General features: G+C 30.5%; 25 protein-coding genes. 15 read left to right on the top strand and 10 right to left on the bottom strand.

Features of this window, described 5'->3' with window-relative positions; translation table 11 throughout:
* The first annotated feature begins 14 nt into the window (after positions 1-14).
* The 3 genes from ABWP78_RS04415 (at position 15) to clpX (ending at position 3,549) form a co-directional block, all read left to right on the top strand.
* Entirely contained in the window at positions 15-1,343 is a 1,329-nt protein-coding gene (locus ABWP78_RS04415; protein ID WP_353169516.1) for a trigger factor, read from the top strand.
* A 231-nt stretch (positions 1,344-1,574) separates the two neighbouring features.
* Positions 1,575-2,231, top strand: a complete 657-nt coding sequence (gene clpP, locus ABWP78_RS04410) for an ATP-dependent Clp endopeptidase proteolytic subunit ClpP (RefSeq protein WP_353169514.1) — start codon at positions 1,575-1,577, stop codon at positions 2,229-2,231.
* An 85-nt stretch (positions 2,232-2,316) separates the two neighbouring features.
* Positions 2,317-3,549, top strand: a complete 1,233-nt coding sequence (clpX, locus tag ABWP78_RS04405; RefSeq protein WP_353169511.1) for an ATP-dependent Clp protease ATP-binding subunit ClpX — start codon at positions 2,317-2,319, stop codon at positions 3,547-3,549.
* A 290-nt stretch (positions 3,550-3,839) separates the two neighbouring features.
* Here clpX and ABWP78_RS04400 read toward each other — a convergent pair whose 3' ends face one another.
* Positions 3,840-5,348, bottom strand: coding sequence for a GH3 auxin-responsive promoter family protein (locus ABWP78_RS04400; RefSeq protein ID WP_353169509.1), 1,509 nt, complete (start codon positions 5,346-5,348; stop codon positions 3,840-3,842).
* 63 nt (positions 5,349-5,411) lie between these two features.
* On the opposite strand from ABWP78_RS04400, the gene ABWP78_RS04395 reads away from it, so the two are divergent.
* The gene (locus ABWP78_RS04395; protein WP_353169507.1) at positions 5,412-6,206 is read left to right on the top strand and encodes a DUF2797 domain-containing protein; all 795 of its coding nucleotides are present in this window, start codon (positions 5,412-5,414) and stop codon (positions 6,204-6,206) included.
* Positions 6,207-6,291: 85 nt separating this feature from the next.
* On the opposite strand, the gene ABWP78_RS04390 is transcribed toward ABWP78_RS04395, so the two are convergent.
* Both ABWP78_RS04390 and ABWP78_RS04385 read right to left on the bottom strand, forming a co-directional pair.
* Positions 6,292-7,239 (bottom strand): DUF3078 domain-containing protein, encoded by a 948-nt coding sequence (locus ABWP78_RS04390; RefSeq protein ID WP_353169506.1) that lies wholly within the window; start codon positions 7,237-7,239, stop codon positions 6,292-6,294.
* Positions 7,232-9,007 (bottom strand): 1-deoxy-D-xylulose-5-phosphate synthase, encoded by a 1,776-nt coding sequence (locus ABWP78_RS04385; RefSeq protein WP_353169503.1) that lies wholly within the window; start codon positions 9,005-9,007, stop codon positions 7,232-7,234. The genes ABWP78_RS04390 and ABWP78_RS04385 overlap by 8 nt, the downstream gene beginning before the upstream one ends.
* Before the next feature lie 59 nt (positions 9,008-9,066).
* Here ABWP78_RS04385 and ABWP78_RS04380 point away from each other — a divergent pair, with 59 nt between their 5' ends.
* The 4 genes from ABWP78_RS04380 (at position 9,067) to ABWP78_RS04365 (ending at position 11,253) form a co-directional block, all read left to right on the top strand.
* A complete protein-coding gene (locus ABWP78_RS04380; protein WP_353169502.1) occupies positions 9,067-9,507 on the top strand; it encodes a nucleoside deaminase in 441 nt (146 codons plus the stop codon).
* A gap of 66 nt (positions 9,508-9,573) precedes the next feature.
* Positions 9,574-10,341, top strand: a complete 768-nt coding sequence (locus tag ABWP78_RS04375) for an SIMPL domain-containing protein (protein ID WP_353169500.1) — start codon at positions 9,574-9,576, stop codon at positions 10,339-10,341.
* A 58-nt stretch (positions 10,342-10,399) separates the two neighbouring features.
* Positions 10,400-10,633, top strand: coding sequence for a hypothetical protein (locus tag ABWP78_RS04370; protein ID WP_353169497.1), 234 nt, complete (start codon positions 10,400-10,402; stop codon positions 10,631-10,633).
* A 245-nt stretch (positions 10,634-10,878) separates the two neighbouring features.
* Positions 10,879-11,253 carry a hypothetical protein gene (locus tag ABWP78_RS04365; protein ID WP_353169494.1) on the top strand — a complete coding sequence of 125 codons (375 nt, stop codon included), beginning with the start codon at positions 10,879-10,881 and terminating at the stop codon, positions 11,251-11,253.
* Positions 11,254-11,289: 36 nt separating this feature from the next.
* Here the strand turns inward: ABWP78_RS04365 and ABWP78_RS04360 are convergent, their stop codons facing one another.
* The 4 genes from ABWP78_RS04360 to ABWP78_RS04345 form a co-directional block, all read right to left on the bottom strand.
* Entirely contained in the window at positions 11,290-12,501 is a 1,212-nt protein-coding gene (locus tag ABWP78_RS04360) for a type II toxin-antitoxin system HipA family toxin (protein ID WP_353169491.1), read from the bottom strand.
* The gene (locus tag ABWP78_RS04355; RefSeq protein WP_353169489.1) at positions 12,498-12,776 is read right to left on the bottom strand and encodes a helix-turn-helix domain-containing protein; all 279 of its coding nucleotides are present in this window, start codon (positions 12,774-12,776) and stop codon (positions 12,498-12,500) included. Before ABWP78_RS04355 ends, ABWP78_RS04360 begins: the two co-directional genes overlap by 4 nt.
* Before the next feature lie 118 nt (positions 12,777-12,894).
* On the bottom strand, positions 12,895-14,442 hold the full coding sequence (locus ABWP78_RS04350; RefSeq protein WP_353169487.1) for an Rne/Rng family ribonuclease: 1,548 nt from the start codon (positions 14,440-14,442) through the stop codon (positions 12,895-12,897).
* A 346-nt stretch (positions 14,443-14,788) separates the two neighbouring features.
* Entirely contained in the window at positions 14,789-15,082 is a 294-nt protein-coding gene (locus ABWP78_RS04345) for an HU family DNA-binding protein (protein ID WP_353076789.1), read from the bottom strand.
* A 133-nt stretch (positions 15,083-15,215) separates the two neighbouring features.
* On the opposite strand from ABWP78_RS04345, the gene mutY reads away from it, so the two are divergent.
* The 7 genes from mutY to ABWP78_RS04310 all read left to right on the top strand — a co-directional run bounded on the left by mutY (position 15,216) and on the right by ABWP78_RS04310 (position 22,638).
* Complete coding sequence (gene mutY / locus ABWP78_RS04340; RefSeq protein ID WP_353169486.1) at positions 15,216-16,244, top strand: A/G-specific adenine glycosylase; 1,029 nt, start codon at positions 15,216-15,218, stop codon at positions 16,242-16,244.
* Between the two features lie 36 nt (positions 16,245-16,280).
* The gene (locus ABWP78_RS04335) at positions 16,281-16,694 is read left to right on the top strand and encodes a single-stranded DNA-binding protein (protein WP_291242426.1); all 414 of its coding nucleotides are present in this window, start codon (positions 16,281-16,283) and stop codon (positions 16,692-16,694) included.
* A 59-nt stretch (positions 16,695-16,753) separates the two neighbouring features.
* On the top strand, positions 16,754-17,305 hold the full coding sequence (gene gldD / locus ABWP78_RS04330; RefSeq protein ID WP_353169483.1) for a gliding motility lipoprotein GldD: 552 nt from the start codon (positions 16,754-16,756) through the stop codon (positions 17,303-17,305).
* Positions 17,306-17,386: 81 nt separating this feature from the next.
* On the top strand, positions 17,387-21,157 hold the full coding sequence (locus ABWP78_RS04325; RefSeq protein WP_353169482.1) for a TraB/GumN family protein: 3,771 nt from the start codon (positions 17,387-17,389) through the stop codon (positions 21,155-21,157).
* Positions 21,158-21,826: a queuosine precursor transporter gene (locus tag ABWP78_RS04320; RefSeq protein ID WP_353169479.1), complete on the top strand. Its 669-nt coding sequence runs from the start codon at positions 21,158-21,160 to the stop codon at positions 21,824-21,826.
* Entirely contained in the window at positions 21,819-22,391 is a 573-nt protein-coding gene (locus ABWP78_RS04315) for a DNA-3-methyladenine glycosylase I (protein ID WP_353169478.1), read from the top strand. The genes ABWP78_RS04320 and ABWP78_RS04315 overlap by 8 nt, the downstream gene beginning before the upstream one ends.
* Before the next feature lie 31 nt (positions 22,392-22,422).
* A complete protein-coding gene (locus ABWP78_RS04310) occupies positions 22,423-22,638 on the top strand; it encodes a VF530 family protein (protein ID WP_353169476.1) in 216 nt (71 codons plus the stop codon).
* Positions 22,639-22,714: 76 nt separating this feature from the next.
* Here ABWP78_RS04310 and aat read toward each other — a convergent pair whose 3' ends face one another.
* The 3 genes from aat to ABWP78_RS04295 all read right to left on the bottom strand — a co-directional run bounded on the left by aat (position 22,715) and on the right by ABWP78_RS04295 (position 24,726).
* Entirely contained in the window at positions 22,715-23,350 is a 636-nt protein-coding gene (gene aat, locus ABWP78_RS04305) for a leucyl/phenylalanyl-tRNA--protein transferase (protein WP_353169474.1), read from the bottom strand.
* A gap of 107 nt (positions 23,351-23,457) precedes the next feature.
* Positions 23,458-23,838 carry a DUF3127 domain-containing protein gene (locus tag ABWP78_RS04300; RefSeq protein ID WP_353169473.1) on the bottom strand — a complete coding sequence of 127 codons (381 nt, stop codon included), beginning with the start codon at positions 23,836-23,838 and terminating at the stop codon, positions 23,458-23,460.
* Positions 23,839-23,850: 12 nt separating this feature from the next.
* The gene (locus ABWP78_RS04295; protein WP_353169471.1) at positions 23,851-24,726 is read right to left on the bottom strand and encodes a flavin reductase family protein; all 876 of its coding nucleotides are present in this window, start codon (positions 24,724-24,726) and stop codon (positions 23,851-23,853) included.
* Between the last annotated feature and the right edge of the window lie 91 nt (positions 24,727-24,817).

Below are 24,817 nucleotides of genomic sequence, written 5' to 3'. Positions count from 1 at the left end.
AAAAATCAATAAAAATGAATATTAGAAAAGAACACCTTGACGCACTAAATGCCGTTGTAAAAATTACAATTGGTAAATATGAATATACTGAAAAAATTGAAAACTTTTTAGAATTAAAAAGAAAAACAGCTACTTTACCAGGTTTTAGAAAAGGTAAAACACCAATGGATGTAGTTAGAAAACAGTTTGAAAAACCAGCAATTATTGAAGAAGTTACTGCTTTGGTTAATAAAGGTTTAAAAGATTATATCGCAAAAGAAAAATTAGATTTGTTAGGTAATGCGTTACCTCGTACCAACGAAAACTTCGATTGGAATGCAGACGAATTGGTTTTTGAATACGAATTAGGAATAGCACCAGAATTCTCTGTAGATTTAGCAAGAGCTTCAGGCGTAACGAAATATAAAATTATTGCAGACGAAACCTTATTAAACGAGCAAGTTGAAAGAATTCAAAAGCAATACGGTAAAATTTTAACGGAAACGGAAGTTAAAAAAGGTTTTGAAATAAACGGTACGTTTTCAAACGAAGAAAAAAATATCAGCAACCAAGCTTTAATTAGTTTAGATGTTTTTGCAGATGCTAAAACGGGTAAACAATTTATTGGAAAAAAAGTGGGCGATGTTGTAACGTTAAAAACAAAAGGTTTGTTTAATGACGACCATAAATTAATGGATTATTTAAAAGTGGCTCACGATGACGTTCACGGTTTAGATATCGAAGTTAATTTTACTATTGACGCCATTCAATCTATTGAAAAAGCGGAAATTAATGACGAATTATTTGCGAAATTATTTCCAAACGAAGAAGTAACTACTTTAGAGGGATTAAAAGCAAGAATTAAAGAAGATGCAGAACAACAATTCGTGCAACAAGCGGATCAACAGTTTTTAAATGATGTAACAGAAGCGTTATTAGAAACTACTCAATTTGATTTACCAGAAACTTTCTTAAAAAAATGGATTCAAACTATTGGCGAAACACCTTTAACTCCTGAACAAGCCGAAGCTGAATTTATAAAATCAGAAAGAGGATTGCGTTACCAATTAATTGAATCTAAAATCTTTATTGATAACAATTTACAAGTAAGATTTGATGAATTAAAAGATTTTACTTCAGGATTAATCAGACAACAAATGGCGCAATTTGGTCAAGCCAATGCAACAGATGCAGAAGTAGACGGAATTGTTTCAAGAGTCATGTCAAATCAAGAAGAAATCAAACGTATTTCTGACCAAGTTTTGAGTTTAAAAATGATCGACTTATACAAAACAAGTGTAAAAGCTACTGAAAAAGAAGTAAACTACCAAGATTTTGTTAAAGCTTCGTATGGTGAAATATAATATTCACAAAAATTAGTATATTTGAACGTCAAATCATTTTGGTTTGACGTTTTTTATTAGATAAATAATTTTTTTAAAACATATAGACACATAGAAAATAATATTTAATTAAGTCGCTGGCTTCAAATAGAAATCATTAACAATTAATTTTCTAAATTATTATTTACAGAATTTTAAAAACTATGTTTCTATGTGTTTACAATTTACATAACCTTTTAAATACAATTTAAAATGAACTACGGAAAAGAATTTAAAAAATTTGCCACAAAAAAACACGGTGTAAACAGCTTATATTACGATAAATTAGTAGGCAGTTTAACACCATATATTATTGAAGAACGTCAATTAAACATTTCACAATTAGACGTGTTTTCTCGTTTAATGATGGATAGAATCATCTTTATGGGAACCGGTGTTGACGATTATATGGCAAATATTATACAAGCACAATTATTGTTTTTAGAAAGCGTAGATGCTTCTAAAGACATTCAAATTTATATCAATTCACCAGGTGGAAGTGTCTATGCAGGATTAGGTATTTATGATACTATGCAATACATTAAACCAGATGTAGCGACTATTTGTACAGGAATGGCGGCTTCTATGGGAGCGGTTTTATTGTGTGCAGGTGCAGAAGGAAAACGTTCGGCATTACCACATTCACGTGTGATGATTCACCAACCTTCTGGAGGTGCGTCGGGAGTAGCTACCGATATGGAAATTAACTTAAGAGAAATGTTGAAATTGAAAGACGAGCTATATCAAATTATCTCATCACATTCAAAACAACCTATTGAAAAAGTATTTTTAGATAGCGAACGCGACTATTGGATGATTGCCGATGAAGCAAAAGAATACGGAATGATTGATGAAGTATTGAGAAGATAAATTTGGTCGAAAGTCAAAGGTCATAATGTCAAAAGCACTGCTACGACTTTACGACTTTAGACTTTACGACTTTAGACTAAAAAAAATGGCAAAAGAAGTATTAGAATGTTCGTTTTGTGGTAGAAAAAAGCCAGAAACAAGTTTATTAATTGCAGGTATTGATTCGCATATTTGCGAAAAGTGTATTGAGCAAGCACACGGAATAGTAGTAGAAGAGCTGAAAGGAACATTAGACTCAGAAGCTATTGGCGATTTAGTATTGCGTAAACCAAAAGAAATAAATGCCTTTTTAAACGACTATGTAATTGGTCAAGATCAAACCAAAAAAGTATTAAGCGTAGCCGTTTATAATCACTACAAAAGATTGTCACAAAAAATTTCAGACGACGATATTGAAATTGAAAAGAGTAATATTTTAATTGTAGGGCAAACCGGAACAGGAAAAACATTGGTAGCAAAAACCATTGCAAAAATGTTGAATGTACCTTTAGCGATAGTAGATGCCACTATTTTAACCGAAGCAGGATATGTAGGTGAAGACGTAGAAAGTATTTTAACACGTTTGCTTCAAGCTGCTGATTACGATGTGGCTAAAGCCGAAAGAGGTATTGTTTTTATTGATGAAATTGATAAAATTGCTCGTAAAAGCGATAATCCTTCAATCACTCGTGATGTTTCTGGAGAAGGTGTGCAACAAGCTTTATTAAAATTACTGGAAGGTTCTATAGTAAATGTGCCACCAAAAGGTGGAAGAAAACATCCCGATCAAAAGTTTGTTGAGGTAAATACGCAAAACATATTATTTATTGCTGGTGGTGCTTTTGATGGTATCGAACGTATCATTTCAAAACGTTTGAACCGACAAGCGATGGGATTTAGTGCGTCTAAAGATTTAGATAAAGTAGATGGCGACAATTTAATGCAATATATTATTCCACGTGATGTAAAAGAATTTGGTTTAATACCAGAAATTATTGGTCGTATGCCTGTTTTATCACACATGGATCCGTTGGATGCAAAAACATTACGTGCGATTTTAACAGAACCTAAAAATGCCTTAGTAAAACAATACCAAAAATTATTTGAAATGGATGAAGTTGCCTTTACCATTGATGATGATGCTTTAGATTTTATTGTGGAAAAAGCGTTGGAATATAAATTAGGTGCTCGTGGATTACGTAGTTTATGTGAAGCCATTTTAACCGATGCGATGTACGAATTACCAAGCTCGGAAGACAAACAATTACAAGTTACTAAAACGTATGCTGAAAATACATTAAGCAAAAATTTATTACAACGATTGGAAATTGCTTCGTAAAATAAAGCTAAGTAAAAATAAAGTGCGTGTCCTATAAGTCTACTACTTGTCAAGCTGAATTTATTTCAGCTTCTACAATTTGTTGATGAACCACACATTTTAGATTCCGAAACGAGTTCGGAACGACATAACTTCTATTTTTCGCACTCACTCTTTTCCTTCTGCAAGGTTTCCAAAACCTTGTAGGTCTATTTTACTATCTTTCAAGGTCAGAAAAAGACCTTGCAGGATAGTAAAAATAAATACCTCTTTTATGTTTTTGGGATAGTGTATTTTGTTATGAAAAACAATTACATCTCTTTTAATTCTTCTAAATAATCTCTTAAATTAGATAGTCTTGGAATTTTGTGTTGTCCGCCAAGTTTGTCTTTCTTTTTCAGCCAATCGTAAAATAAATTTTCTCTAGCCACGTTTAATACAAGTGGGTTTAACGTCATGTTGTTAAATCGTTTGGCTTCGTAGTCGGAATTTACTTGTTGCAAATTTTTATCTAAAAGTTCCGAAAATGCAGCGGTACTTGTAGGATGTTTTTTAAATTCAATTAGCCATTCATGCCCCCCTTTTTCTTTTCCTTTCATAAAAATAGGTGCCACGGTATAGTCAACAATTTCGCACTGTAAGGTTTTACATGTTTTTGCTAAAGCCGTATCGGTGTTTTCTACCATTAATTCTTCGCCAAACACGTTAATATGATGCTTGGTTCTGCCTGTAACTTTTATTCTGAACGGATTTATAGAAGTAAATCGTATCGTATCGCCAATTAAATAACGCCACAAACCAGAATTGGATGTAATAACTAATGCGTAATTTTTATTTATTTGAACGTCACTCAATGGAATTACTTTTTGGTTGTCTTTTCCAAACGTATCCATCGGAATAAATTCGTAAAAAATCCCATAATCTAACATTAAAAGTAATTCGTTAGAATTATTTCGGTCTTGCAAAGCAAAAAACCCCTCGGAAGCATTATATATTTCGTAATATTTAAAATCGTCTTTCGGAAACAAGTTTTTATATTGTTCTTTATAAGGTTCAAAACTTACCCCACCATGAAAATAGACTTCCACATTGGGCCAAATTTCTAAAATATTGGTTTTTTTGTTTTCTTCAAGTGTTTTGTTTAATAACACCATCATCCAGCTGGGTACTCCAGCTAAACTGGTTACGTTTTCCAAACTACTTTCCTTAATAATGGCTGGTAATTTCGTTTCCCAATTACTCATTAACGAAGTTTTATTGCTGGGTGTGGAGCTAAATTCCGCCCACATGGGCATATTGTCAATTAAAATTGCAGATAAATCGCCAAAAAAAGTATTGTTGTTTTCATACAATTCTTTACTACCTCCTAAACGTAAACTTTTCCCTGTAAATAATTGCGAATTTTCGTTGTTATTTAAATACATACAAAGCAAATCTTTACTGGCTTTGTAATGATTGTTTTCTAAAGCTTCTGCACTAACGGGTATAAATTTACTCTTTGCATTAGTAGTGCCACTAGATTTTGCAAAATATTTAATTGTAGAATTCCAAAATATATTTTGTGCGCCTTGGCGGGTTTGCTCAATATAAGGTTCTAATTCTTCGTAAGTTGAAACGGGAATTCTTTTATTAAAAGTTTGATAATTTTTGATGGTGCTGTAGTCGTATTTTTTTCCAAGAACGGTATTTTCTGCTGATTTTAATAAACCAAACAACAATTCTTCTTGCACTTCCATAGGATATTTAATAAACAATTCAATTTGATGAATACGTTGTTTTAAAATCCAAGAGGCAATAGAATTTATTATAGTTAATGGCATTTGCGTATCAGTATTTTTATAACTTTACCAAAATTAATAATTTTTACATCAATTGCAATTTTTATGTCAATATTTGAAGGAACATTAACAAAAATGGAAACCGAAATAGGTGCACCAATTCAGTATTATTTAATTTTTGATTCCAATTTCATCAATATGAATCAGTTAATTAATAAAGATATTGAAATTTCGCATATAGGGTATCAATGTTTAAATTGTAAAAAAGCGAAGAAAATTTGGCGTCAAGGTTTTTGTTATGATTGTTTTTCTACAATACCCGCTGCTGCAGATTGGATTATGAAACCGGAACTCAGCACGGCGCATTTAGATATTGAAGATAGAGATTTAGCCTATGAAAAACGGGTGCAATTGCAACCTCATATTGTATATCTAGCATTATCGAGTGAAGTAAAAGTAGGGGTAACCCGAAACACGCAAGTGCCTACTCGATGGATAGACCAAGGCGCGGTTCAGGCGATTCCTGTTTTAGAAACGCCTAACAGATATTTAGCAGGAATTGCTGAAGTGGCATTAAAAAATCATTTTGCAGACAAAACCAATTGGCAAAAAATGTTAAAAAATGAAGTGCCAATTACCAATTTATTTGAAGAAAAAAGCAAGTTAAAACAATGGTTACCAGAGGAAACGAAGCCCTATTTTATTGAAGAAGATAATTTATATCAAATGGATTTTCCAGTAAAAACCTATCCGTTAAAAGTAACCAGTTTGAATTTGGATAAAACCCCAAATTTTTCTGGAAAAGTAGTAGGTATTAAAGGGCAATATCTAATTTTTGAAGACGGGACGGTTTTTAATGTCCGCACTTATGAAGGGTTTGTGGTGAGTTTGAAGTTTTAGATTTCGTCAGTTCGAGTGATTTTTGATTCTCTTATTATTAAAAAATAAGAGAATCAAAAATTGTATCGAGAATCATACATTTTCTTTAAAAACTGTATTCAACGCCAACACTAAGAATTTGTTTTAGTTGCACTCTTGGCCCTTCCGTGATTTGAACACCATTTACTTCTCTTTTGTTTTTTATGTCATTATCATAAATAAGATGACTTCCAACATTGACTTTCACATATTTATTTACAATCATTTCAATGCTAATTTGCCAGTCAATATCAATATTACCAAAATCTTTTAAATAATCGGAATATAAAGTAGCTCTAGTGTCTAAATTAATATTTGTCATAATTTTTCTCTTGTACTGACTAGATAGTAAAGCACCTAATTCCGTTCTGTAACGTTTTCCGTTTTTAAGAATTTGAGTACCTGTTTCATCATAAATGGCTTTTTCTACCCCAAATGCGCCTTCGTTTGCTAATCGGTTATCTAAAACTAAAGTTGTTTTGTTGGTTATTGGAGATAAATATACTGTTAAACCTAAATCTTTTCGGGTGTATTCCGCACCAATTCCTAAGAAAATATAAGCTGGAGCAAAAGGTTTTGAGATGGCTTTGCTTACATTTGGATAACTATATCCGTTAGCAAACTGGGTTAGAAAACTAAATTTTGCACCATAAAACCAGTTGTTAATGGTGTCTTTTCTGTATCCAATTGTGGAGTTTAAATTAATTTGATCGTCTGTTTTCCTAAGATCCTGCGCTTCTTGTTTGTTAATTCCATAACGCACCACAAGTTCATTATTCCATTTCATGTTATCAAGTGTATAATTTCTTATAAAATTTCCTTTTGCCAAACCAGAAATAGAATTATTTCCACCTGCGGACCAATTTACAAAGCTAATTTGTGTAAAATCTAATCCTACTTTATTTTCCTTTTTCCAATTTGAAGTAGAATCTATTTTTTCTGTTCGAACAATTTGTGAAAAAGATTCGGTTGCGAAAAAAAGAAGTGCGATAAAAATTAAGAGTTTTCTAGTCATGATTAATTTCATTAAATAATTGGGTTAAACTTTTTGTATCTAATTTAGTTTGTTCTAATAATTGTTTTACGGTGCCATGTTCAATAAATGCATCAGCTACACCGCAATTTATAATTTTATTTTTAAAATTGTTTTTGGCTGCAAAAGTATTGATGCTACTTCCCAAACCACCATTAATCACACCTTCTTCTACAGTAATAATAATGGTATGTTCTTTAAAAATGCTAAGTAATTTTTCTTCGTCTAAAGGCTTCACCCAACCTACATGAAAATGCGAAAAACCTTCAGAATTTTCAATTACGGCAAGTGCTTTTGAAACGTTATTTCCTATTGTTCCTGTTGATAAAACAGCAATTTTAGTTCCTTTTTTTAAGGTTTCAATTTTTCCTATTTCAATTTTAGAAAAAGGTTGTTTCCAAGCTACAATTTCGCCTTTTCCTCTTGGATATCGAATCGCAATCGGATGATTTAATCCTAACGATGAAGTGTATAAAATATTGCGTAAGTCGATTTCATTCAACGGTGCGTAAATCATTATATTTGGAATGCAATTTAGATATGCTATATCAAATAATCCATGATGTGTTGCGCCATCTTCACCTACAAATCCAGCTCGGTCTAAACAAAAAATTACAGGTAAATTTTGTATCGCTACATCATGAATTACCTGGTCATAAGCCCGTTGTAAAAAAGTAGAATAAATATTGCAAAATACCGTTAAACCTTGTGTTGCCATTCCAGCAGCTAAGGTTACGGCATGTTGTTCGGCAATTCCTACATCAAACGCACGTTCTGGAAACGCATCCATCATATATTTTAAGGAACTTCCAGAAGGCATAGCTGGAGTAATTCCTACAATTTTTTTATTTTCTGTAGCTAATTCCACTAAAGTTAGTCCAAAAACATCTTGAAATTTTGGCGCTAAATTTTCATTTTCAGATTTTATGATTTTACCAGTTAATTTATCAAATTTTCCAGGTGCATGAAATTGCAATTGGTTTTCTTCGGCGTACGATAATCCTTTTCCTTTTGTGGTAATAATATGTAAAAATTTTGGACCTTTAACTTTTTGTAATCGTTTTAATTCTGACAATAATTTTGGTATATCATGACCATCAATAGGTCCTGAATAGTCAAAATTTAACGATTTTATAATGTTGTTATCTTTTGGGTTTTTACCTTCTTTAACAGCGGTTAAGTAATCTTTCAAAGCACCAACGCTTGGGTCAATTCCCATGGCATTGTCATTTAAAATGACTAATAAATTCGCATCGCTAACTCCAGCATGATTTAATCCTTCAAATGCCATTCCGCTGGCTATGGAAGCATCGCCAATAACTGCAATATGTTGTTTTTCGGTATCACCATTAATTTTGGAACCAATAGCCATACCCAAAGCGGCAGAAATAGAAGTAGAGGAGTGTCCTACTCCAAACGTGTCATAATTACTTTCACTTCTTTTTGGAAAACCAGAAATACCATCAATTTCTCTATATTTATGAAAAATTTCGCGTCTTTCCGTTAAAATTTTATGTCCGTACGCTTGATGTCCAACATCCCAAACTAATAAATCGTTAGGTGTGTTAAAAACATAATGTAAGGCTACGGTTAATTCTATGACGCCTAAACTCGCGCCTAAATGACCTTCTTTCTGGGAGACTATATCAATTATAAACTCTCTAAGCTCTGTGGCTACTTGTGGTAATTGATTTTCAGAAAGTTTCCTCAAATCGTTTGGTGTCGTAATATGTGAAAGTAAATTTTTCATTTGTACTGCAAAAATACAATAATGTTTGTAAATTTGATTAATATATAATTGTAAGAAACTTGGAAACTATTTTTACCGACGAATATTTTATGAAAAAAGCGCTTCAGGAAGCTGAAATTGCTTTTGAAAAAGACGAAATTCCTGTGGGCGCTGTTATTGTGGTTAACAATACAATAATTGCCAGAACACATAATTTAACAGAACTTTTACACGACGTAACGGCTCATGCCGAAATGCAAGCCATTACGAGTGCGGCAAATTTTTTAGGTGGAAAATATTTAAAAGGATGCACGCTATATGTTACTTTAGAACCTTGTCAGATGTGTGCCGGTGCCTTATATTGGAGTCAGATTTCTAAAATTGTATTCGGTGCTACAGATGTAAAAAGAGGTTATCAAACATTAGGCACACAAATTCATCCAAAAACAGAAGTGATTTCTGGAATTTTAGAAAAGGAATGTGCAGCATTAATGACTAGTTTTTTCCAGAAAAAGAGATAAATCTTGGCATATTGTTTGATATATGTTTTAAAATAAAATAACCAAATCAACCTTAAAAAAAATACTATGGAAATTACAGACAAAATGAAATCTTCGGCAATTATTGGAATTGCTATTGTTGCAACAGCATTTATATTAGGCACCGCTTTTAAAAAACGAAACGAAAATTTAGATTCGATTTCCGTTATTGGTTTGGGTACGAAAGATTTTGTGTCTGATGAAATTTTGTGGAGTGGAAGTTTTACTACAAGAAGTTATGATATTAAAGAAGCCTACAATAAAATGATTGCAGACCAGAAAATTGTGTCTAATTTCTTTTTAGGGAAAGGTTTTAAATCCGCTGAATTTATTTTTGGTGCGGTTCAATTCAATAAAAAATTTAGAGAAGTACGTATAGAAAATGCCGAAAACCAATACAATACCAAATACGAACAAGTTTTTGACGGCTATGAAGCTTCACAGACGATTACATTTTCGGCAAAGAAAAACCTTGATTTAATGACACGAATTGAAGCTGTTTCTAGTAAAACATCGGAATTAATTAATTCTGGAATTGAGTTGTCTTCAAATTCCATTCAATATACGTACTCAGATTTACCAAGTTTAAAACATCAACTTATCGAAAAAGCCTCAAAAGATGCTTACGAACGTGCAGAAAAAATTGTAAAAACCGCTGATGGCGATTTAGGAAAACTAAAAACCGCAAGTATGGGAGTTTTCCAAATTACAGGACAAGGTTCTACTGAAGAAGATAGTTATGGTGGAAACAATGACACATTTAGCAAAAACAAAACCGCAAGAATTACGGTTAGGTTGGAATATGAGTTGGAATAGGTATAGTAATCAGTGTTCAGTGTTCAGTGTTCAGTTTTAGTAATCAGTTTTAAAATAAATGAAAAAAATAGTTATTTTTATTTTAGTTTTATCAAGTTTGTTTTTTTATGCTTGTTCACCAAAAATAATTCAAAATAAAGATGATAATCCAAATGAACCTATTGAAAATTCAGATTTGGTTCAATTTATTGAAAATACTAGGTTCCATCAGAAGATAAATATTGATAGTTTGTTGAATTCATACAAACCAAAAATTTCAAATTTAGGCAAAGATGAACTTATTTTCCTTTAGATTCTGTTATTGATTCAGATTCTAGTAGAGTTATAGTAATTGGAGAGTTTATTAATAAAAACAATATTTTTGCTTTAAATATATATGGTACTTGTGATAAACAGCATATTTATTTTTATAAATATGAAAATGAAAAATGGCAGAAACTAAAATCGGATGCTTTTGATAGCGATATTTTATATTTTGGTTTTAAAAATTTTAATACTGATGAAGATGCTGAAATTTTATTTCTTGGACATCCTAATATGAATGGGAACAGACAACATACCATTTATAAATATGATTCGAAAGAGAATTATTTTGAAAAATCTGGTGAATTTTTCTGTGATGAATTAAGTTACGACACAAGCAAAAGTATATTATACTTTGAGTATGGAGGATCTTGGTATACTCCAAATGAGAAATTTACATATAAGTGGTTAGGTAATAAAATTATTCCAATAAAGAAAGTAAGCCTTGAATTAAAGAAATATAATTATATGAGTTTTAAACAATGGATTAGTTATTACGAAAATCCAACTCAGGACAAAAACACTTTAGTTTTAAAGTATAAGAAAACATACAACGAGAAAAATCAAAAACTCTATGATTTATGGAAGAATTTTTTCGATAAAAAATAAAAAAACCGCTATTCTTAAGATTAGCGGTTTAGTTTGTTAACTTATTTTAGTTAAAATAAGTTTTTTAGTGTTTTTGTTAAGTTCAATTTCGTTGGCAAGCTTGTCAAAATTCGAAATACTTTCTCGTACTTCATTAAAAATAGCATCATAATTATTTACACTAAAATGAGTAGCTAATTCTTGTAAATTTTTATAGCCTGGGTTTTGATATTCATTTGCAATTGAAGTGCTATGCATTCCATTTGAAGAATTAGAAAATGTTAAATCATAAGCTGGTGAAAACTTCCATTTGCCAGAATCGTCCATTAAAAAAGAAAAATTTTTGCTGTGATCATCACGGTTATGAGCTAAAACGTTAAAAGTAGCTAATCGTAAAATTTTTTCATAAGCCGAAAAATCTTTTTCTAGTTGATACGTGCAATCCATTATATGTCCGTAATCTAAAACACTAAATCTAAAATTATCGTGTAATAATCCAGCAACACTGTGCAAATGTGTTTTTTTATTTTCTTCTCTATCAAATCTTTTTGCACCAAAAAAATATTGATTTTTAGAATTTTTAAACAATTTAAATTCATTAACTTCAATACCTGCATTTTTTGCCATTTGATTATAAGTAAATTCAATTTTTGCAATATCTAATAAATCATTGCTGTTTGGAAATTTTAGTATCCAATGTTCAAAACCCTCAGGTAATATTTCACTACCATATATAATTTCATCTGTATTTTTGTTATACCCAATGTAAACTTTTGGTCTAGCGCCTCCAGAAGAACCCCCATAAGTAAGTAATTCATCTATAATATTTTCTGAATTGCCTTTTGTTATAGTTTCAATTTCTGTGGCAAGTTTGTCTAAATTAAAAATAAACTTATTTTCTTGAAAATCTGTTGTTGGCATATATGATAATGAACCTGCATTGTTTTTATGTAATAAAGTTAATCGGTCCAAAGCATAAACTTCACTTGGATTGATGCCTTGCTTAATTAAATGTCTGTCTTGAAGAAGTTTCCCCCAACCATCTGGTAAAGAATCTGAAAAAACACCAAATAAACCTTCAAAATAATTAACATTACAAGTTTGAATTTCATTATTAAAATCTAGTTTTAAAGGCGAAATATTAATATTCAGTTCTAAAAAATCTGTATTGTATTTAAAATAAATTTGATTGTTTGAATGGATTAATTGGCCTACTTGTACTTTATCGGCTAAATCAATAAAAACATTTAATTTTTCTGTTTTTTTCATATGTCAAATAGTTTTTCAATACTTTTTATATCTGTTTTTGTTTCCAAAATAGCGTCTAAATCCGAAATTCTACCCAAAGAAAAAAGTACCATTAAAAAAGCCTCAAAAGCAATTTGACCAGTTTGCTCAAATCTTTTGATGCTTCCATATGAAACACCAGACATTTTTGCTAATTGTTGTTGTGATATTTTTTTTTGTTTTCTGATTTTTATTACTTTTTCAGAAATTTCAAAAAGATAATCTTTTGGTAGTTTATTTATGGAAAATTTTTTCATATAGATAAAATAATATCCAAATATACAAAAATAAAATAAAATAGATAATATTTTATCTATTTTAATCGTGAAAAACAAATAAAAAAACCGCTATTCTTTCGAGTAGCGGTTTAGTTTTTTATAAAATTTCTTTTCCTTGGTTATCAAAGAAATGATATTCTAAGTACGTGTAAGCGTCACGAGGTATTATTTTCACCCATTTCTTATGTTCAAAAAACCATTTTGAACGTAAGGATGGAAAACCTTTTGTAAGGTATGCGGCCACAAAGGGGTGCACATTAAGTACTACTTTTTTATGGTCTTTAATAATGCTTTCAAGGTTATCTTCTATTTTGTCAATAATTAAAATGGCTGCTTCAACCTGTCCGTTTTCGTTCGGGTTTTCTTCATTCGTTTCAATATTTACTTCAGGTCTAACTCTTTGTCTAGTAATTTGAACCAATCCAAATTTACTAGGAGGCAAGATTTTATGCTTCGCCTTATCGTCATTCATTTCTTCTCGTAAGAAATCGAATAATACTTTTCTATTGTCTGGATTTTGCATATCTATAAAATCGACAACAATAATTCCTCCCATATCTCTTAGTCGTAATTGACGTGCAATTTCAGCTGCAGCAATCATATTTACTTCCATGGCAGTATCTTCTTGGTTGGTGGCTTTATTTGATCTATTGCCAGAATTTACATCAATAACGTGTAACGCTTCTGTATGTTCAATAATTAAATATGCCCCTTTACTCATAGAAACTGATTTTCCAAAAGAGGTTTTTATTTGTCTTTCTATATTATACTTCTCAAATAGAGGTAAATCTTTCGACTGATAGTGTTTTACGATAGACGCTTTATCCGGAGCTATTTCTTGCAAATACTCCTTCGTTTTTAAATACAAATCTTCATCATCAACTTGAATACTTGTAAAAGTATCGTTAAAAATATCTCTAAGCATAGAAGAAGATTTTGTTAATTCTCCTAATACTTTTGAGGGATGATGGGCGGTTTGTAGTTTTTTACACATTGTAGTCCAACGGTCTAGCAATGTTTCTACATCTTTTTCAATCTCAGTTGTTTTTCTGCCTTCGGCTACTGTTCTCACAATAACACCAAATCCCTTTGGTTTTATAGATTGTAGTAATTTTTTTAAACGATCTTTTTCTGATCGGTCTCCAATTTTTTGCGAAATGGATACACGGTCTGAAAAAGGAACTAAAACTACATATCTTCCTGCTAAAGAAATCTCAGAACTAATTCTAGGTCCTTTTGTTGAGATAGGTTCTTTAACTACTTGAACTAAAATCGATTGATTGGCGCTTAATGTGTTCATTATAGTGCCATCTTTGCTAATTTCTGGTTCGAAAGGGAAATTTTTGAGTGAATAATCTTTTATTTTACCTGCGCTTACAAGTTTAATAAATTTCATCAAAGAACCTAAGTTTGGACCTAAATCATGATAATGCAAAAACGCATCTTTTTCATGACCTAAATGCACAAATGCGGCGTTTAGTCCAGCAACAGGTTTTCTTATTTTTGCAATAAAAATATCGCCAACCTGAAACTGATTGCTTTCGCCAGCCTCTTTTTCTTTGTGTAATTCAATTAGTTTTCCATCTTTTAATAAGGCAAAATCTACTGCGTCTGAACCAGATCTAATGATTAATTCTTTGTTCATGCTGTATCTTTTTTATCCGAACATTTTGTTGTCGGTTGTTGATTGTTTATACCAAAGGTACGAAACAACTAGCAACTAGCAACTTATTGCTAGGATGGATTAAACAATTTAGGTAAAATACCCAATAAAACTATGATATAATTGAAAACTTCAATATATATAATAATTTAAAATTCAATGAACGTAACTTGTTTTTTAAAACAAAGAAAAGTAGTTATTAGACTACTTTTTCTTTTTGTGACGGTTAGCTCTCGCTCTTTTTTTACGCTTGTGAGTAGCTACTTTATGTCTTTTTCTTTTTTTACCACTTGGCATAATGTGTAGTTTTTATGATTAATAAATAATATTATACAGTTACTTCTGTCTTTTCTTTAACGCTTTCAACAAAAATTTTAGCCGGCTTAAAAGCTGGAATGTTGTGAGCTGGTATTTTAATTGTGGTATTCTTAGAAATGTTTCTTCCTGTTTTTTCAGCTCTTGTTTTAACAATAAAACTACCGAATCCTCTTAAGTAAACATTATCACCAGTTTCTAATGAATTTTTTACTTCTTCCATGAATGATTCTACAGTAGCTTGAACGTCACCTTTTTCAAGACCTAATCTTTCTGAAATTTTTGCTACGATATCTGCTTTCGTCATTTTCTTGCGTGTTAAATTTTATGTGTATTTTTTTGAGTGTGCAAATATACGAATTAAAAAAATACAAATTCAAACATAATGAATTAAAATTTAACCAGATAAATGATTTATTTTTACAACTTTAATTATTACTATGAATTTTTCAACTAAAATTATCAGTTGGTACCAACAAAATAAAAGAGATTTACCATGGCGTACTACCAATGATGCCTACAAAATATGGCTTTCGGAAATTATTTTACAGCAAACAAGAGTAAGTCAAGGATTACCATATTATATAAATTTTGTTACAGCTTTTCCTACCGTACATGATTTAGCAAATGCCGATGAACAACAAGTTTTGAAGCTTTGGCAAGGACTTGGATATTATTCTCGTGCCAGAAATTTACATTTTACTGCTAAATTTGTAGTAGAAAACCATCAAGGAGTTTTTCCATCATCTTACAATGAATTATTAAAGTTAAAAGGAATTGGCACTTATACCGCTGCTGCAATAGCATCTTTCTCTATAAACGAAGCGGTTGCGGTTGTAGATGGGAATGTTTTTAGAGTATTGTCAAGGGTTTTTAATGTTAATTATGACATTTCTTTAAATACAACTAAAAAATATTTTATTGAATTGGCTCAAAAATTACTTTCTACAACACAACCAAATTTTCATAATCAGGCCATAATGGAATTTGGAGCGTTACAATGTGTGCCAAAAAACCCAAATTGTTTAGATTGTGTTTTTAATGATAGTTGTGAAGCTTACAAACTTAAAATTGTTTCGGAATTACCTGTAAAACTCAAAAAAAATAAAATTACAAAGCGATTTTTGAATTACGTTTTAATTCACGATACCTTTGGTAATTATATAATGAATAAGCGAACTGAAAAAGGAATTTGGAAAAATTTATACGAATTTCCGTGTGTGGAATCAGAAAATGAATTGGATGAACAGAATTTGTTTCTTCAATTAAAAGAATCATATAACATAAAAAAATTTCAGTATTATGATACTTTTGATGTGTTGCATAAATTATCGCATCAGCATTTAAACATTAAATTTTACAGGATAGAAACCGAAGAAACATTGAAAAACAGCTATACTTTTTCAGAAGTAAAACAATTACCTGTTCCGATTGTATTGCATAATTTTATTGAAAAAATTGGTATATAAATAATATTTAGTATTTTTGGTAAAAACATATAAGCCATGAACGGTACTTTAAACAAGGTTATTCTAATCGGGCACTTAGGTGACGAGGTAAAAATGCATTATTTTGATGCGCAAAGTTGTATTGGAAGATTTCCTTTGGCAACAAATGAAGTGTATATTAACAAATCTACAGGAGAAAAAATCACTTCTACAGAATGGCATAATATAGTAGTGCGAAATAAAGCCGCTGAATTATGTGAAAAATATCTTTCAAAAGGAGATAAAATTTATATCGAAGGTAGAATAAAATCACGTCAATGGACTGCTGAAGATGGTACAACTAAATATACTACCGAAATTCAAGTTACAGAATTCACCTTCTTAAACACGAAAAAAGATTCAGATTTATCTAAAGCACCAACTTCAAATCCGCCAAGTTCAAAAGATGTCGATTTTGATTCGTTAGATTAATTTTTGATTTAGATTACAGAGAATAGAAAATAGATTGTACTTTTCTTAAACACACAAAAATGAAAACCCGCCTTATTTTTAGCCTATTTTGCCTTTCTTTACTTTCCTGTGGAGATGATAAAATGCCAAAGCCTACAGGGCAATTAAGTTTAGAATATCCACCAGCAAAATATATGAAATTTTCCAATTCTTGTGGTTTTGATTTCGATAAAAACGAATTGGCAGAAGTAAAAGCTTCCTCAAATTGCGGATTGGAAATTCATTACCCAAAAATGAAAGCCACGGTGTATTTAACATACAAACCTGTTCAAAATAATTTAGAAAAATTACTAACTGATGCTCAAAAATTAACGTACGAACACGCCATAAAAGCAAACGATATTGCAGAGCAACCCTACATAAACCAAGATAGTAAAGTGTACGGAATGTTTTATCAAGTTGGTGGGAATGCGGCTACAAATGCTCAATTTTACGCCACAGATAGCACTAAAAACTTCGTTACCGCTAGTATGTATTTTTACTCCAAGCCAAATTTTGATTCTATACTTCCAGCAGCGGATTATATTAAAAATGACATGAAAAAAATTATAGAATCTATTAAATGGAAATAGATTTTATTTTTTGTAAAAATTCATATCAAAAATCTTTTCAATTTATTATATTTGGGACAACTTAACTTAATAATTATCCCTTTGAAAAAGATTTTATTTTTACTTACATTTTTATCCCTTTCTACATTTGCACAAGAAAAAAAATACCAAAGTTTATTTTGGGAAATTTCGGGTAAAGGATTAACCAAAAAATCCTATATGTACGGAACCATGCATGTTTCCGACAAGGTTTCTTTTCATTTGTCTGATTCGTTTTTTGAAAAATTAATGGCTTCAGATTTTATTGCTAACGAAAGCGAACCAAATACTTGGACAGAATTGTACGATTTGTATGGATTTTATCAATCTACTCAAACAAGAAGAAATTTCTACACTAATTTCTATACTTCACCAATAGAAAAAGACTATTTATATTCTCTTTTTAGAGGTTCAAATTACAATTTAATTGGATTGTTATCTCGAACCAATCAAGCCAATCAAGAATTTCAGGAGGAAACCTATTTAGATATGTTCATTTATAGGACGGGAAGAAAATATGGTAAAAAGACATTGGGGTTAGAAAACGTTAAATCTACTACATTAAATATCGAAAAAGCCGAGGCGGAAATGGATAGAAGCGAAGTGGATGAAAATAAACAAGCTATTTTAAAACTATTAAAAAAACGTTCCTATGTAGAAGTTTTAAGAGACGCATATCGTGAAAAAGATTTAGATTTATTGGATACGCTAAACATGCTTTCATCCCCAAAATTATACAATAAAGCCATGCTTTTTGATAGAAATGAAATTATGTCTAAAAGCATGGATTCTATTATGAAAACAGGAAGTTTATTTGCAGCAGTTGGTGCCGCACATTTACCAGGAAAAAATGGAATGATTGAGATTTTACGAAGAAAAGGATATACCGTAACACCCATATTTTCTGATTATACTGAAAAAGGAAAAAAAATAAAGAAACAAATTGAAGAGTATTTTGTAAAGCCGGTTTTTGAAATAAACACAACAGCGGATGAAATGATTTCTTTGCCTTTGTTTCCTTTGGTTTTGAAAAATGGCGAAAATTTAGAGTCTCCAGATTTAGGAAATGGGGGCTATATTAATGTAAAACGAATGTTGCTGAAGGATTTTATCAGTAAAAAAGACGAAAAATTCAATCATAAAACACTTGATAGTTTGTTTTTCGAAAACATCCCAGGTGAAATTTTAGAAAAAAAATCTTACCAAGAAAAAAATAATTTTGTTTATGATATCAAAAGCAAAACTAAAACAGGGAAAAACGAACGATATAGATATTATACAACACCACTTGAAATAATTGCTGTAATTATGAGTGGAGAAGGAGATTATGTTAGAAAATATGAAGATGAGGTGTATAATAATATTAAAATTAAATCGTACAAACAAGAATCGATAACAGTGGTTCCAAACAAGCAAAATTTCAAAGTTACAGTACCGGCTTACTACTCATTTGTTGGTAATAAAAAAGACAATAAAAGACTAGAAGATACAGAAATTTACGCGTTTGACGAACAAGAAAACGCACATTATTTTGTTATAGAAAGTACCATAATGGATTATGAAAATTTAGAGGATTCTGAATATGAATTAAAAAGAATGCATTACGAATTTTATGCGGCTCACGAATTGGAATCTATGCAAACTAGCTTTGATAAAAATAAATTTGAATGTAGATCGCAATCTAAATTGAAAGAAAAAAACATTTACTTGAAATCCGCATTAAAAGGAAATAAATATTATTTATTAGGAACTGTAAATGCTTCTAAAAATAAGGTTGATGCTTTTTTTAATTCATTCGAAATTACAAAAGCAAAAGAAGATATTGTTTATAAAACGTTTAAAGATTCTGCAGCCCATTTTTCTGTAGAAATTCCGAAACAAGAAAACGAATATTTAGACTTTAAATTTGAAAGAAAAGACAGTTATAAAGAAGATGATAAAACCAACCATTTTGAAGTAAAATTTAAATCTTTTGATATTTTTTCACCAAACAAAAGCAATATTCAAATTACCTATTCGCAACCACATAGGTACGAAAGTTACGCGGTTTTAGACACACTTTTTAATCAAATTAAGAAAAACATTTCAGTAGATTTTGAATTTAAAAATTATACTGACAATAATGAATTTAATTATTCTGACAGTGTAGTTGTAGTCGATTCTGTAGCAACAGAAGCTGTTAATTTTAATTCCGTAGCAAACAGTATTGACACAAATGAAAAGGATAAATTTAATCCGTTAGATTATAAATCAACCACTTGGGATAAAACATTGGCTTTAACATCAAACCAAAAGTTAGATTTAGTTAATGAAAAATTTAATAAAGATCCAGTTAATGATTTTTATGTGTACGAAGTTTTGGCTACAAAACCTAAAAGCACACAAGGTATTAAGTATAAAATTGTGCTCAAAAAAGGCGAATATTATACCCTCACAACTTTAGTTGATAAAAATTACAATAACGACAATCCTTTTATTGAAAAGGTTTTTAATTCATTTAAAGTAGATGATGCTTCTATAACTTCAAGAACTTTTTTTGAAAATAAATTCAGCATTTTTGAAGAAGATTTAAATAGCGAACACGACAGTATACGCTATTCGGCAATAAAATCATTTAATAATTTAACTATTGAAGAATCGGATTTTTCAAAAATTAAAAACCTGTTGGAAAATTTCGAATTTAGAAAAGAAGAAATGGACTTTAAAGGTGAATTATTTGAAAGCATTGGATCTTTAAAATCTCCAGAAGTTCTTCCGTTTTTAGAACAAGCGTATAAAAAACAAGACGTTTCAACACAAACTCAGTTTTCAATTTTACGTGCTTTGGCTTTACAAAAAAGCAAAGTGGCTTATAAAAAAATTGCCGAATTATTAGATTATGATTTACCAATTTCGGAAAATTATGTAATTTCTGGTTTGTTTAATTTATTTATGGCAGACCTTGAAAATGCTCAAGTTTTATACCCAAATATTTTAGAATATTATAGTATTAATGAGTTTCACGAGCCAATAGTTGAGTTTGTTCAAGTACTATTAAATTCTGAAAAAGTATCATCAAAAAAACTGAAATCATACAAAAAAATGTTGCTTACCAATGCGAAATTAGAATACAAACGATTGGTAAGTTGGAAATTTGAAGATGAAGCCAGCGATGATGATGAATATAATTATGATGACGAAAATGTCGCACCTGTGGAAGCTTTAAATAGTTATTTATCTATTTTATATTCATACAAAAACGAAAAAGATATGCGTCAATTGTATGAGAAAGCAGAAAAATTAAATATTGACGATTTAAATGTAGCTATTGCTAATCGTGAATTGGCAAGAAATAAAAAATTAGATAAACGTGTATTAGATAAATTAACTAGCAACCCAAAAACAAAATACACGGCGTTGCAAATGTTGTATCACAACAAACAAACCGAAGAATTAGCTGCATTTAGTAAAGATAGTATTGTGATGAATGCCATACATTATTATGAAGATTTTGATAAAAAAAATGATTCAATTGTGTTGTTGGATGAAAAAATAGTTACACATAATGATAAAAAAATAGCTTATTTCTTTTATAAGAAAATTAATATAGAAGCTGATTCGTATGGTAAAAACACTGAAAAGTTAACCGCTATTGCTTTTGTTTATGATGAAAAAAATCAACTAAACCTGAAAGCTTTTAGAAGGTTTGACGCTGAAAAAATTATTGATGATAAAGAAATTGATCAGAAAATAAAAACTATGATTAATGAATCGCTAAATGACAATCATTTGCGAGTAAATTTTTCTAGTAAAACAGTCGAAGAAAATTATGAAGAAGAATATTACGAAGAATAAATGTTAAAAACCAAAAAGGAAATAGTTTATGTTGTGTTGGCTGGTATTTTTATTACCAATGCCATTACCGCCGAACTTATTGGAGGAAAATTAATTCAAATTGGTCCTTTTGTTTTAAGTATGGGTATTCTGCCTTGGCCAATTGTGTTTATTACTACCGATTTAATTAATGAATATTTCGGAAAACAAGGTGTAAAAAGACTGAGTTATATTACCGCAGGTTTAATAGCCTACTGTTTTGTAATTTTGTTTTTTTCGATGAAAATTCCCGAAGCCAAAGGAATTAGTCCAGTTAGTAACGAACAATTTATTGCTGTTTTCGGACAAAGTAATTTAATTATTGTAGGTTCGATTCTGGCATTTTTAGTGGCACAGTTTTTAGATGTTACGCTTTTTAGTTATTTTAAAAAGAAAACAGGAGAAAAAATGATTTGGTTACGAAGCACAGGTTCTACTGTGATTTCTCAATTAATTGATTCTTTTATTGTAGGAGGAATTGCCTTTTATTTACCCGGAATTTGGAATACCAAACAATATGTAGAATATTCTTTAACTGGATATTCTTTTAAATTAATCATTGCAATTTGCTTAACACCGCTAATTTATCTGGGTCATTTTTTAATTGAAACTTACATTCATAACAACGAAAAACCAATAGTAAATGACTAAGAAACGTTGTGCTTGGTGCGAAAAAACCGATTTATACAAAGAATATCACGATAACGAATGGGGAAAACCTGTTTATGATGATGCCACTTTATTTGAATTTCTAATTTTAGAAACGTTTCAGGCGGGTTTAAGTTGGTATACCGTTTTAGTAAAACGAGATAATTTTAGAAAAGCATTTGCAGGTTTTGATGTGCAAAAAGTAGCTAAATTTACCGATGCAAAATTACAAGTCTTAGTGGACGATGTAGGAATAATAAGAAACAAATTAAAAATAAAAGCGACAGTAACAAATGCACAAGCTTTCATAAAAGTACAAGAAGAATTTGGAAGTTTTTCTAAATATATTTGGGCTTTTGTAGATGGAAAACCAATTGACAACAAACCAAAAACATTAAGTGAAGTAACAGCAACATCAGAAATTTCGGATAAGTTAAGCAAAAACTTAAAAAAACGCGGTTTCAAATTTGTAGGTTCAACAGTAGTATATGCACACATGCAAGCCACAGGAATGGTTAATGATCATGTGGAAGATTGTTGGTTGAGAAATCAGTCTATTTCAGTCTAAAAATCTAATATTCTAAAAATCTAAATATAAAATGGATCCACTTCACGGCATAACCTTAAAAGCCATACTCGAAAAATTAGTTGAGTTTTATGGTTTTGATACGCTTGGCGAATTGATAAAAATCAAATGTTTTAATGAAAATCCTTCTATAAAGTCGAGTTTAACTTTTTTACGAAAGACAGAATGGGCACGTAAAAAAGTAGAAGAATTATATGTAAGAAGTTTAAAAAAATTTGACGCAAGATAAATCTGTGAGAATCTGTGTTCAAAACAAATAAACTTTTGCGATTCTTTGTGTTTCTTAGCGCATCTCTGTGTAACAACTAACTTTTCAAAATCGCTAAAAATTCTTCTCTTTCAATTTCAACACAACCTAAACTTTCTAAATGATTATTATGTACTTGGCAATCTAAAAGTTTATAGTTAGCCAATTCTAATTGTTTTGCTAAATGAATAAACGCAACTTTACTGGCATTTGGCACTTTTGAAAACATACTTTCACCACAAAACACATCGCCTAAATCTATTCCGTATAAGCCGCCTACTAATTCGTTATTCTGCCAAACTTCAACACTTTTGGCATAACCTAATTCATTTAGTTTGCAATATGCTTCTACAATTTCATTAGAAATCCAAGTGCCGTCTTGGTTCTTTCTTGGAGATTTTTGACAGTTAGAAATCACTGTTCTAAAATTTGTATTAAAAGTGATTTGAAATTCGTTTCTAAGAAGTACTTTTTTCATACTTTTCGTAATTCGTAAATTTTCGAAAAACAACACCATTCTTTCGTTTGGGCACCACCAAAGTTTTGGTTCGTCAGCATCATACCAGGGAAAAATTCCATTTTGATAGGCTAAAAGTAATCTTTCTGGAGATAAATCACCGCCAACAGCGATAATCCCTTCAGGAGATATTTCTGAATAAGGCGGAAAATAAAGTTCAGATGTTAAAAAATACATAATAAGAAATTCCAATTTTTTAAATTTCAAAATCCAATAAAAATTCCAAATTCCAAAATGAAAACAATTGGAATTTGGAATTTAAATATTTGGAATTTACCTTTGGTTTAAAAAGGTAAATCGTCGTGTTCTTGTTCTTTAAAGTCGGTTGCTGGTGCAAAAGCTTCTGCAGCTGGAACTGGAGGCATTTCTGGTGAGCTTGTTGGAGCAGCATTTGCTAATCTTTCAATTCTCCAACCTGTGATGGTGTTAAAATGTTTTACTTCTCCTTGTGGAGACGTCCATTCTCTACCTCTTAAATTGATAGATACTTTTACTTGTTCACCCGCTTGGTAGGAATTTAAATCATCTACTTTTGCTTGTTGAAATTCAATTGAAATATGTTGTGGATACTGCTCTTCAGTGGTAACAACTATTTCTCTCTTTTTAAATGAAGCACTAACGTCTTGTGTAGCTCCAATAATTTTAATTCTTCCAATAACTTCCATAACTCTTTTAATTTATTTTTGTGCTAATAACAATTTCCAAGCGTTTAAAACTTGATTATCATCTATATATTCTTTTGCTTTTTTAAATTTCGTGTCAAAATCGTCTGAACTTAAAACGGCTTTTACCTCAAAATTTTCTTTTACAAATATAGTAATTTCTTCTTCATTTGGAATAGTTTCTATATTTCCTAATTTTCCTAAATCATTTCCATTAAAATAACCACTTTCTTTTATAAAATTTGGAATCATATCTACACCAATTCCTAATGTAGTTAATGGTTTTTCCACTTCAAACAAACCTTCATTTGCACGGCTATACCAATTGCTTCCTAAACGAGAAACCACATCAATTTTATGTTGATCAATCATTTGGTTTTCGTCTAAAATACTTTCGTGAATGTGAATTTTTACTACTTCACAAATGACTAAATTTCCTGCGCCACCTTCAGTCCCTAATGCGATAATATCGTTAATTTTACATTCAAATTGCACTGGACTTTCTGCCACTCTAAATGGTGCTACAATATCTGATGGTAGCATAGTAAATCCAGCTTTTTCAAATTCGTTAATACCATCTGGATATTCGGTACTCGACAAACTCATTTGTTGCACCATATCGTAATTTACAATATTAATCACAACTTCACGAGTGTCATGTGCGTTAATCAAAGTATGTTTTATAGTATTGTTTCGAACCCGTCTTGCAGGAGAAAAAATTAAGATTGGAGGATTGCTACTAAACACATTAAAAAAACTAAAAGGCGATAAATTAGGATTTCCATCAACGTCAATTGTACTTGCGAAAGCAATCGGTCTGGGTGACACAGCTGTTTGCAAATAGCTTTGTAATTTTACTGGCGATATTTCTTTTGGATTAATGCTTAACATAAATTGTATTTTTTACAAATATACTAGAATTTCCTTTTAATTTTTTACTTTTTACTTTGTTCTTAATTCTAAAAATTCCCTATTTTTACTC

The organism is Flavobacterium sp. (assembly GCF_040402955.1).
Classification (GTDB): domain Bacteria; phylum Bacteroidota; class Bacteroidia; order Flavobacteriales; family Flavobacteriaceae; genus Flavobacterium.
This window is presented reverse-complemented; position numbering and strand designations above follow the sequence as displayed.

Coding starts and splice junctions, on each gene's coding strand:
- clpP (WP_353169514.1), top strand. CDS start 1,575: ATGAACTACGGAAAAGAATTTAAAAAATTTGCCACAAAAAAACACGGT.
- ABWP78_RS04310 (WP_353169476.1), top strand. CDS start 22,423: ATGGATCCACTTCACGGCATAACCTTAAAAGCCATACTCGAAAAATTA.
- ABWP78_RS04355 (WP_353169489.1), bottom strand. CDS start 12,776: ATGAAAAAATTTTCCATAAATAAACTACCAAAAGATTATCTTTTTGAA.
- ABWP78_RS04345 (WP_353076789.1), bottom strand. CDS start 15,082: ATGACGAAAGCAGATATCGTAGCAAAAATTTCAGAAAGATTAGGTCTT.
- ABWP78_RS04370 (WP_353169497.1), top strand. CDS start 10,400: ATGAAAAAAATAGTTATTTTTATTTTAGTTTTATCAAGTTTGTTTTTT.
- ABWP78_RS04415 (WP_353169516.1), top strand. CDS start 15: ATGAATATTAGAAAAGAACACCTTGACGCACTAAATGCCGTTGTAAAA.
- ABWP78_RS04360 (WP_353169491.1), bottom strand. CDS start 12,501: ATGAAAAAAACAGAAAAATTAAATGTTTTTATTGATTTAGCCGATAAA.
- ABWP78_RS04320 (WP_353169479.1), top strand. CDS start 21,158: ATGTTAAAAACCAAAAAGGAAATAGTTTATGTTGTGTTGGCTGGTATT.
- ABWP78_RS04390 (WP_353169506.1), bottom strand. CDS start 7,239: ATGACTAGAAAACTCTTAATTTTTATCGCACTTCTTTTTTTCGCAACC.
- ABWP78_RS04335 (WP_291242426.1), top strand. CDS start 16,281: ATGAACGGTACTTTAAACAAGGTTATTCTAATCGGGCACTTAGGTGAC.
- aat (WP_353169474.1), bottom strand. CDS start 23,350: ATGTATTTTTTAACATCTGAACTTTATTTTCCGCCTTATTCAGAAATA.
- ABWP78_RS04375 (WP_353169500.1), top strand. CDS start 9,574: ATGGAAATTACAGACAAAATGAAATCTTCGGCAATTATTGGAATTGCT.
- ABWP78_RS04300 (WP_353169473.1), bottom strand. CDS start 23,838: ATGGAAGTTATTGGAAGAATTAAAATTATTGGAGCTACACAAGACGTT.
- ABWP78_RS04365 (WP_353169494.1), top strand. CDS start 10,879: ATGAATGGGAACAGACAACATACCATTTATAAATATGATTCGAAAGAG.
- gldD (WP_353169483.1), top strand. CDS start 16,754: ATGAAAACCCGCCTTATTTTTAGCCTATTTTGCCTTTCTTTACTTTCC.
- mutY (WP_353169486.1), top strand. CDS start 15,216: ATGAATTTTTCAACTAAAATTATCAGTTGGTACCAACAAAATAAAAGA.
- ABWP78_RS04295 (WP_353169471.1), bottom strand. CDS start 24,726: ATGTTAAGCATTAATCCAAAAGAAATATCGCCAGTAAAATTACAAAGC.
- clpX (WP_353169511.1), top strand. CDS start 2,317: ATGGCAAAAGAAGTATTAGAATGTTCGTTTTGTGGTAGAAAAAAGCCA.
- ABWP78_RS04350 (WP_353169487.1), bottom strand. CDS start 14,442: ATGAACAAAGAATTAATCATTAGATCTGGTTCAGACGCAGTAGATTTT.
- ABWP78_RS04385 (WP_353169503.1), bottom strand. CDS start 9,007: ATGAAAAATTTACTTTCACATATTACGACACCAAACGATTTGAGGAAA.
- ABWP78_RS04315 (WP_353169478.1), top strand. CDS start 21,819: ATGACTAAGAAACGTTGTGCTTGGTGCGAAAAAACCGATTTATACAAA.
- ABWP78_RS04395 (WP_353169507.1), top strand. CDS start 5,412: ATGTCAATATTTGAAGGAACATTAACAAAAATGGAAACCGAAATAGGT.
- ABWP78_RS04400 (WP_353169509.1), bottom strand. CDS start 5,348: ATGCCATTAACTATAATAAATTCTATTGCCTCTTGGATTTTAAAACAA.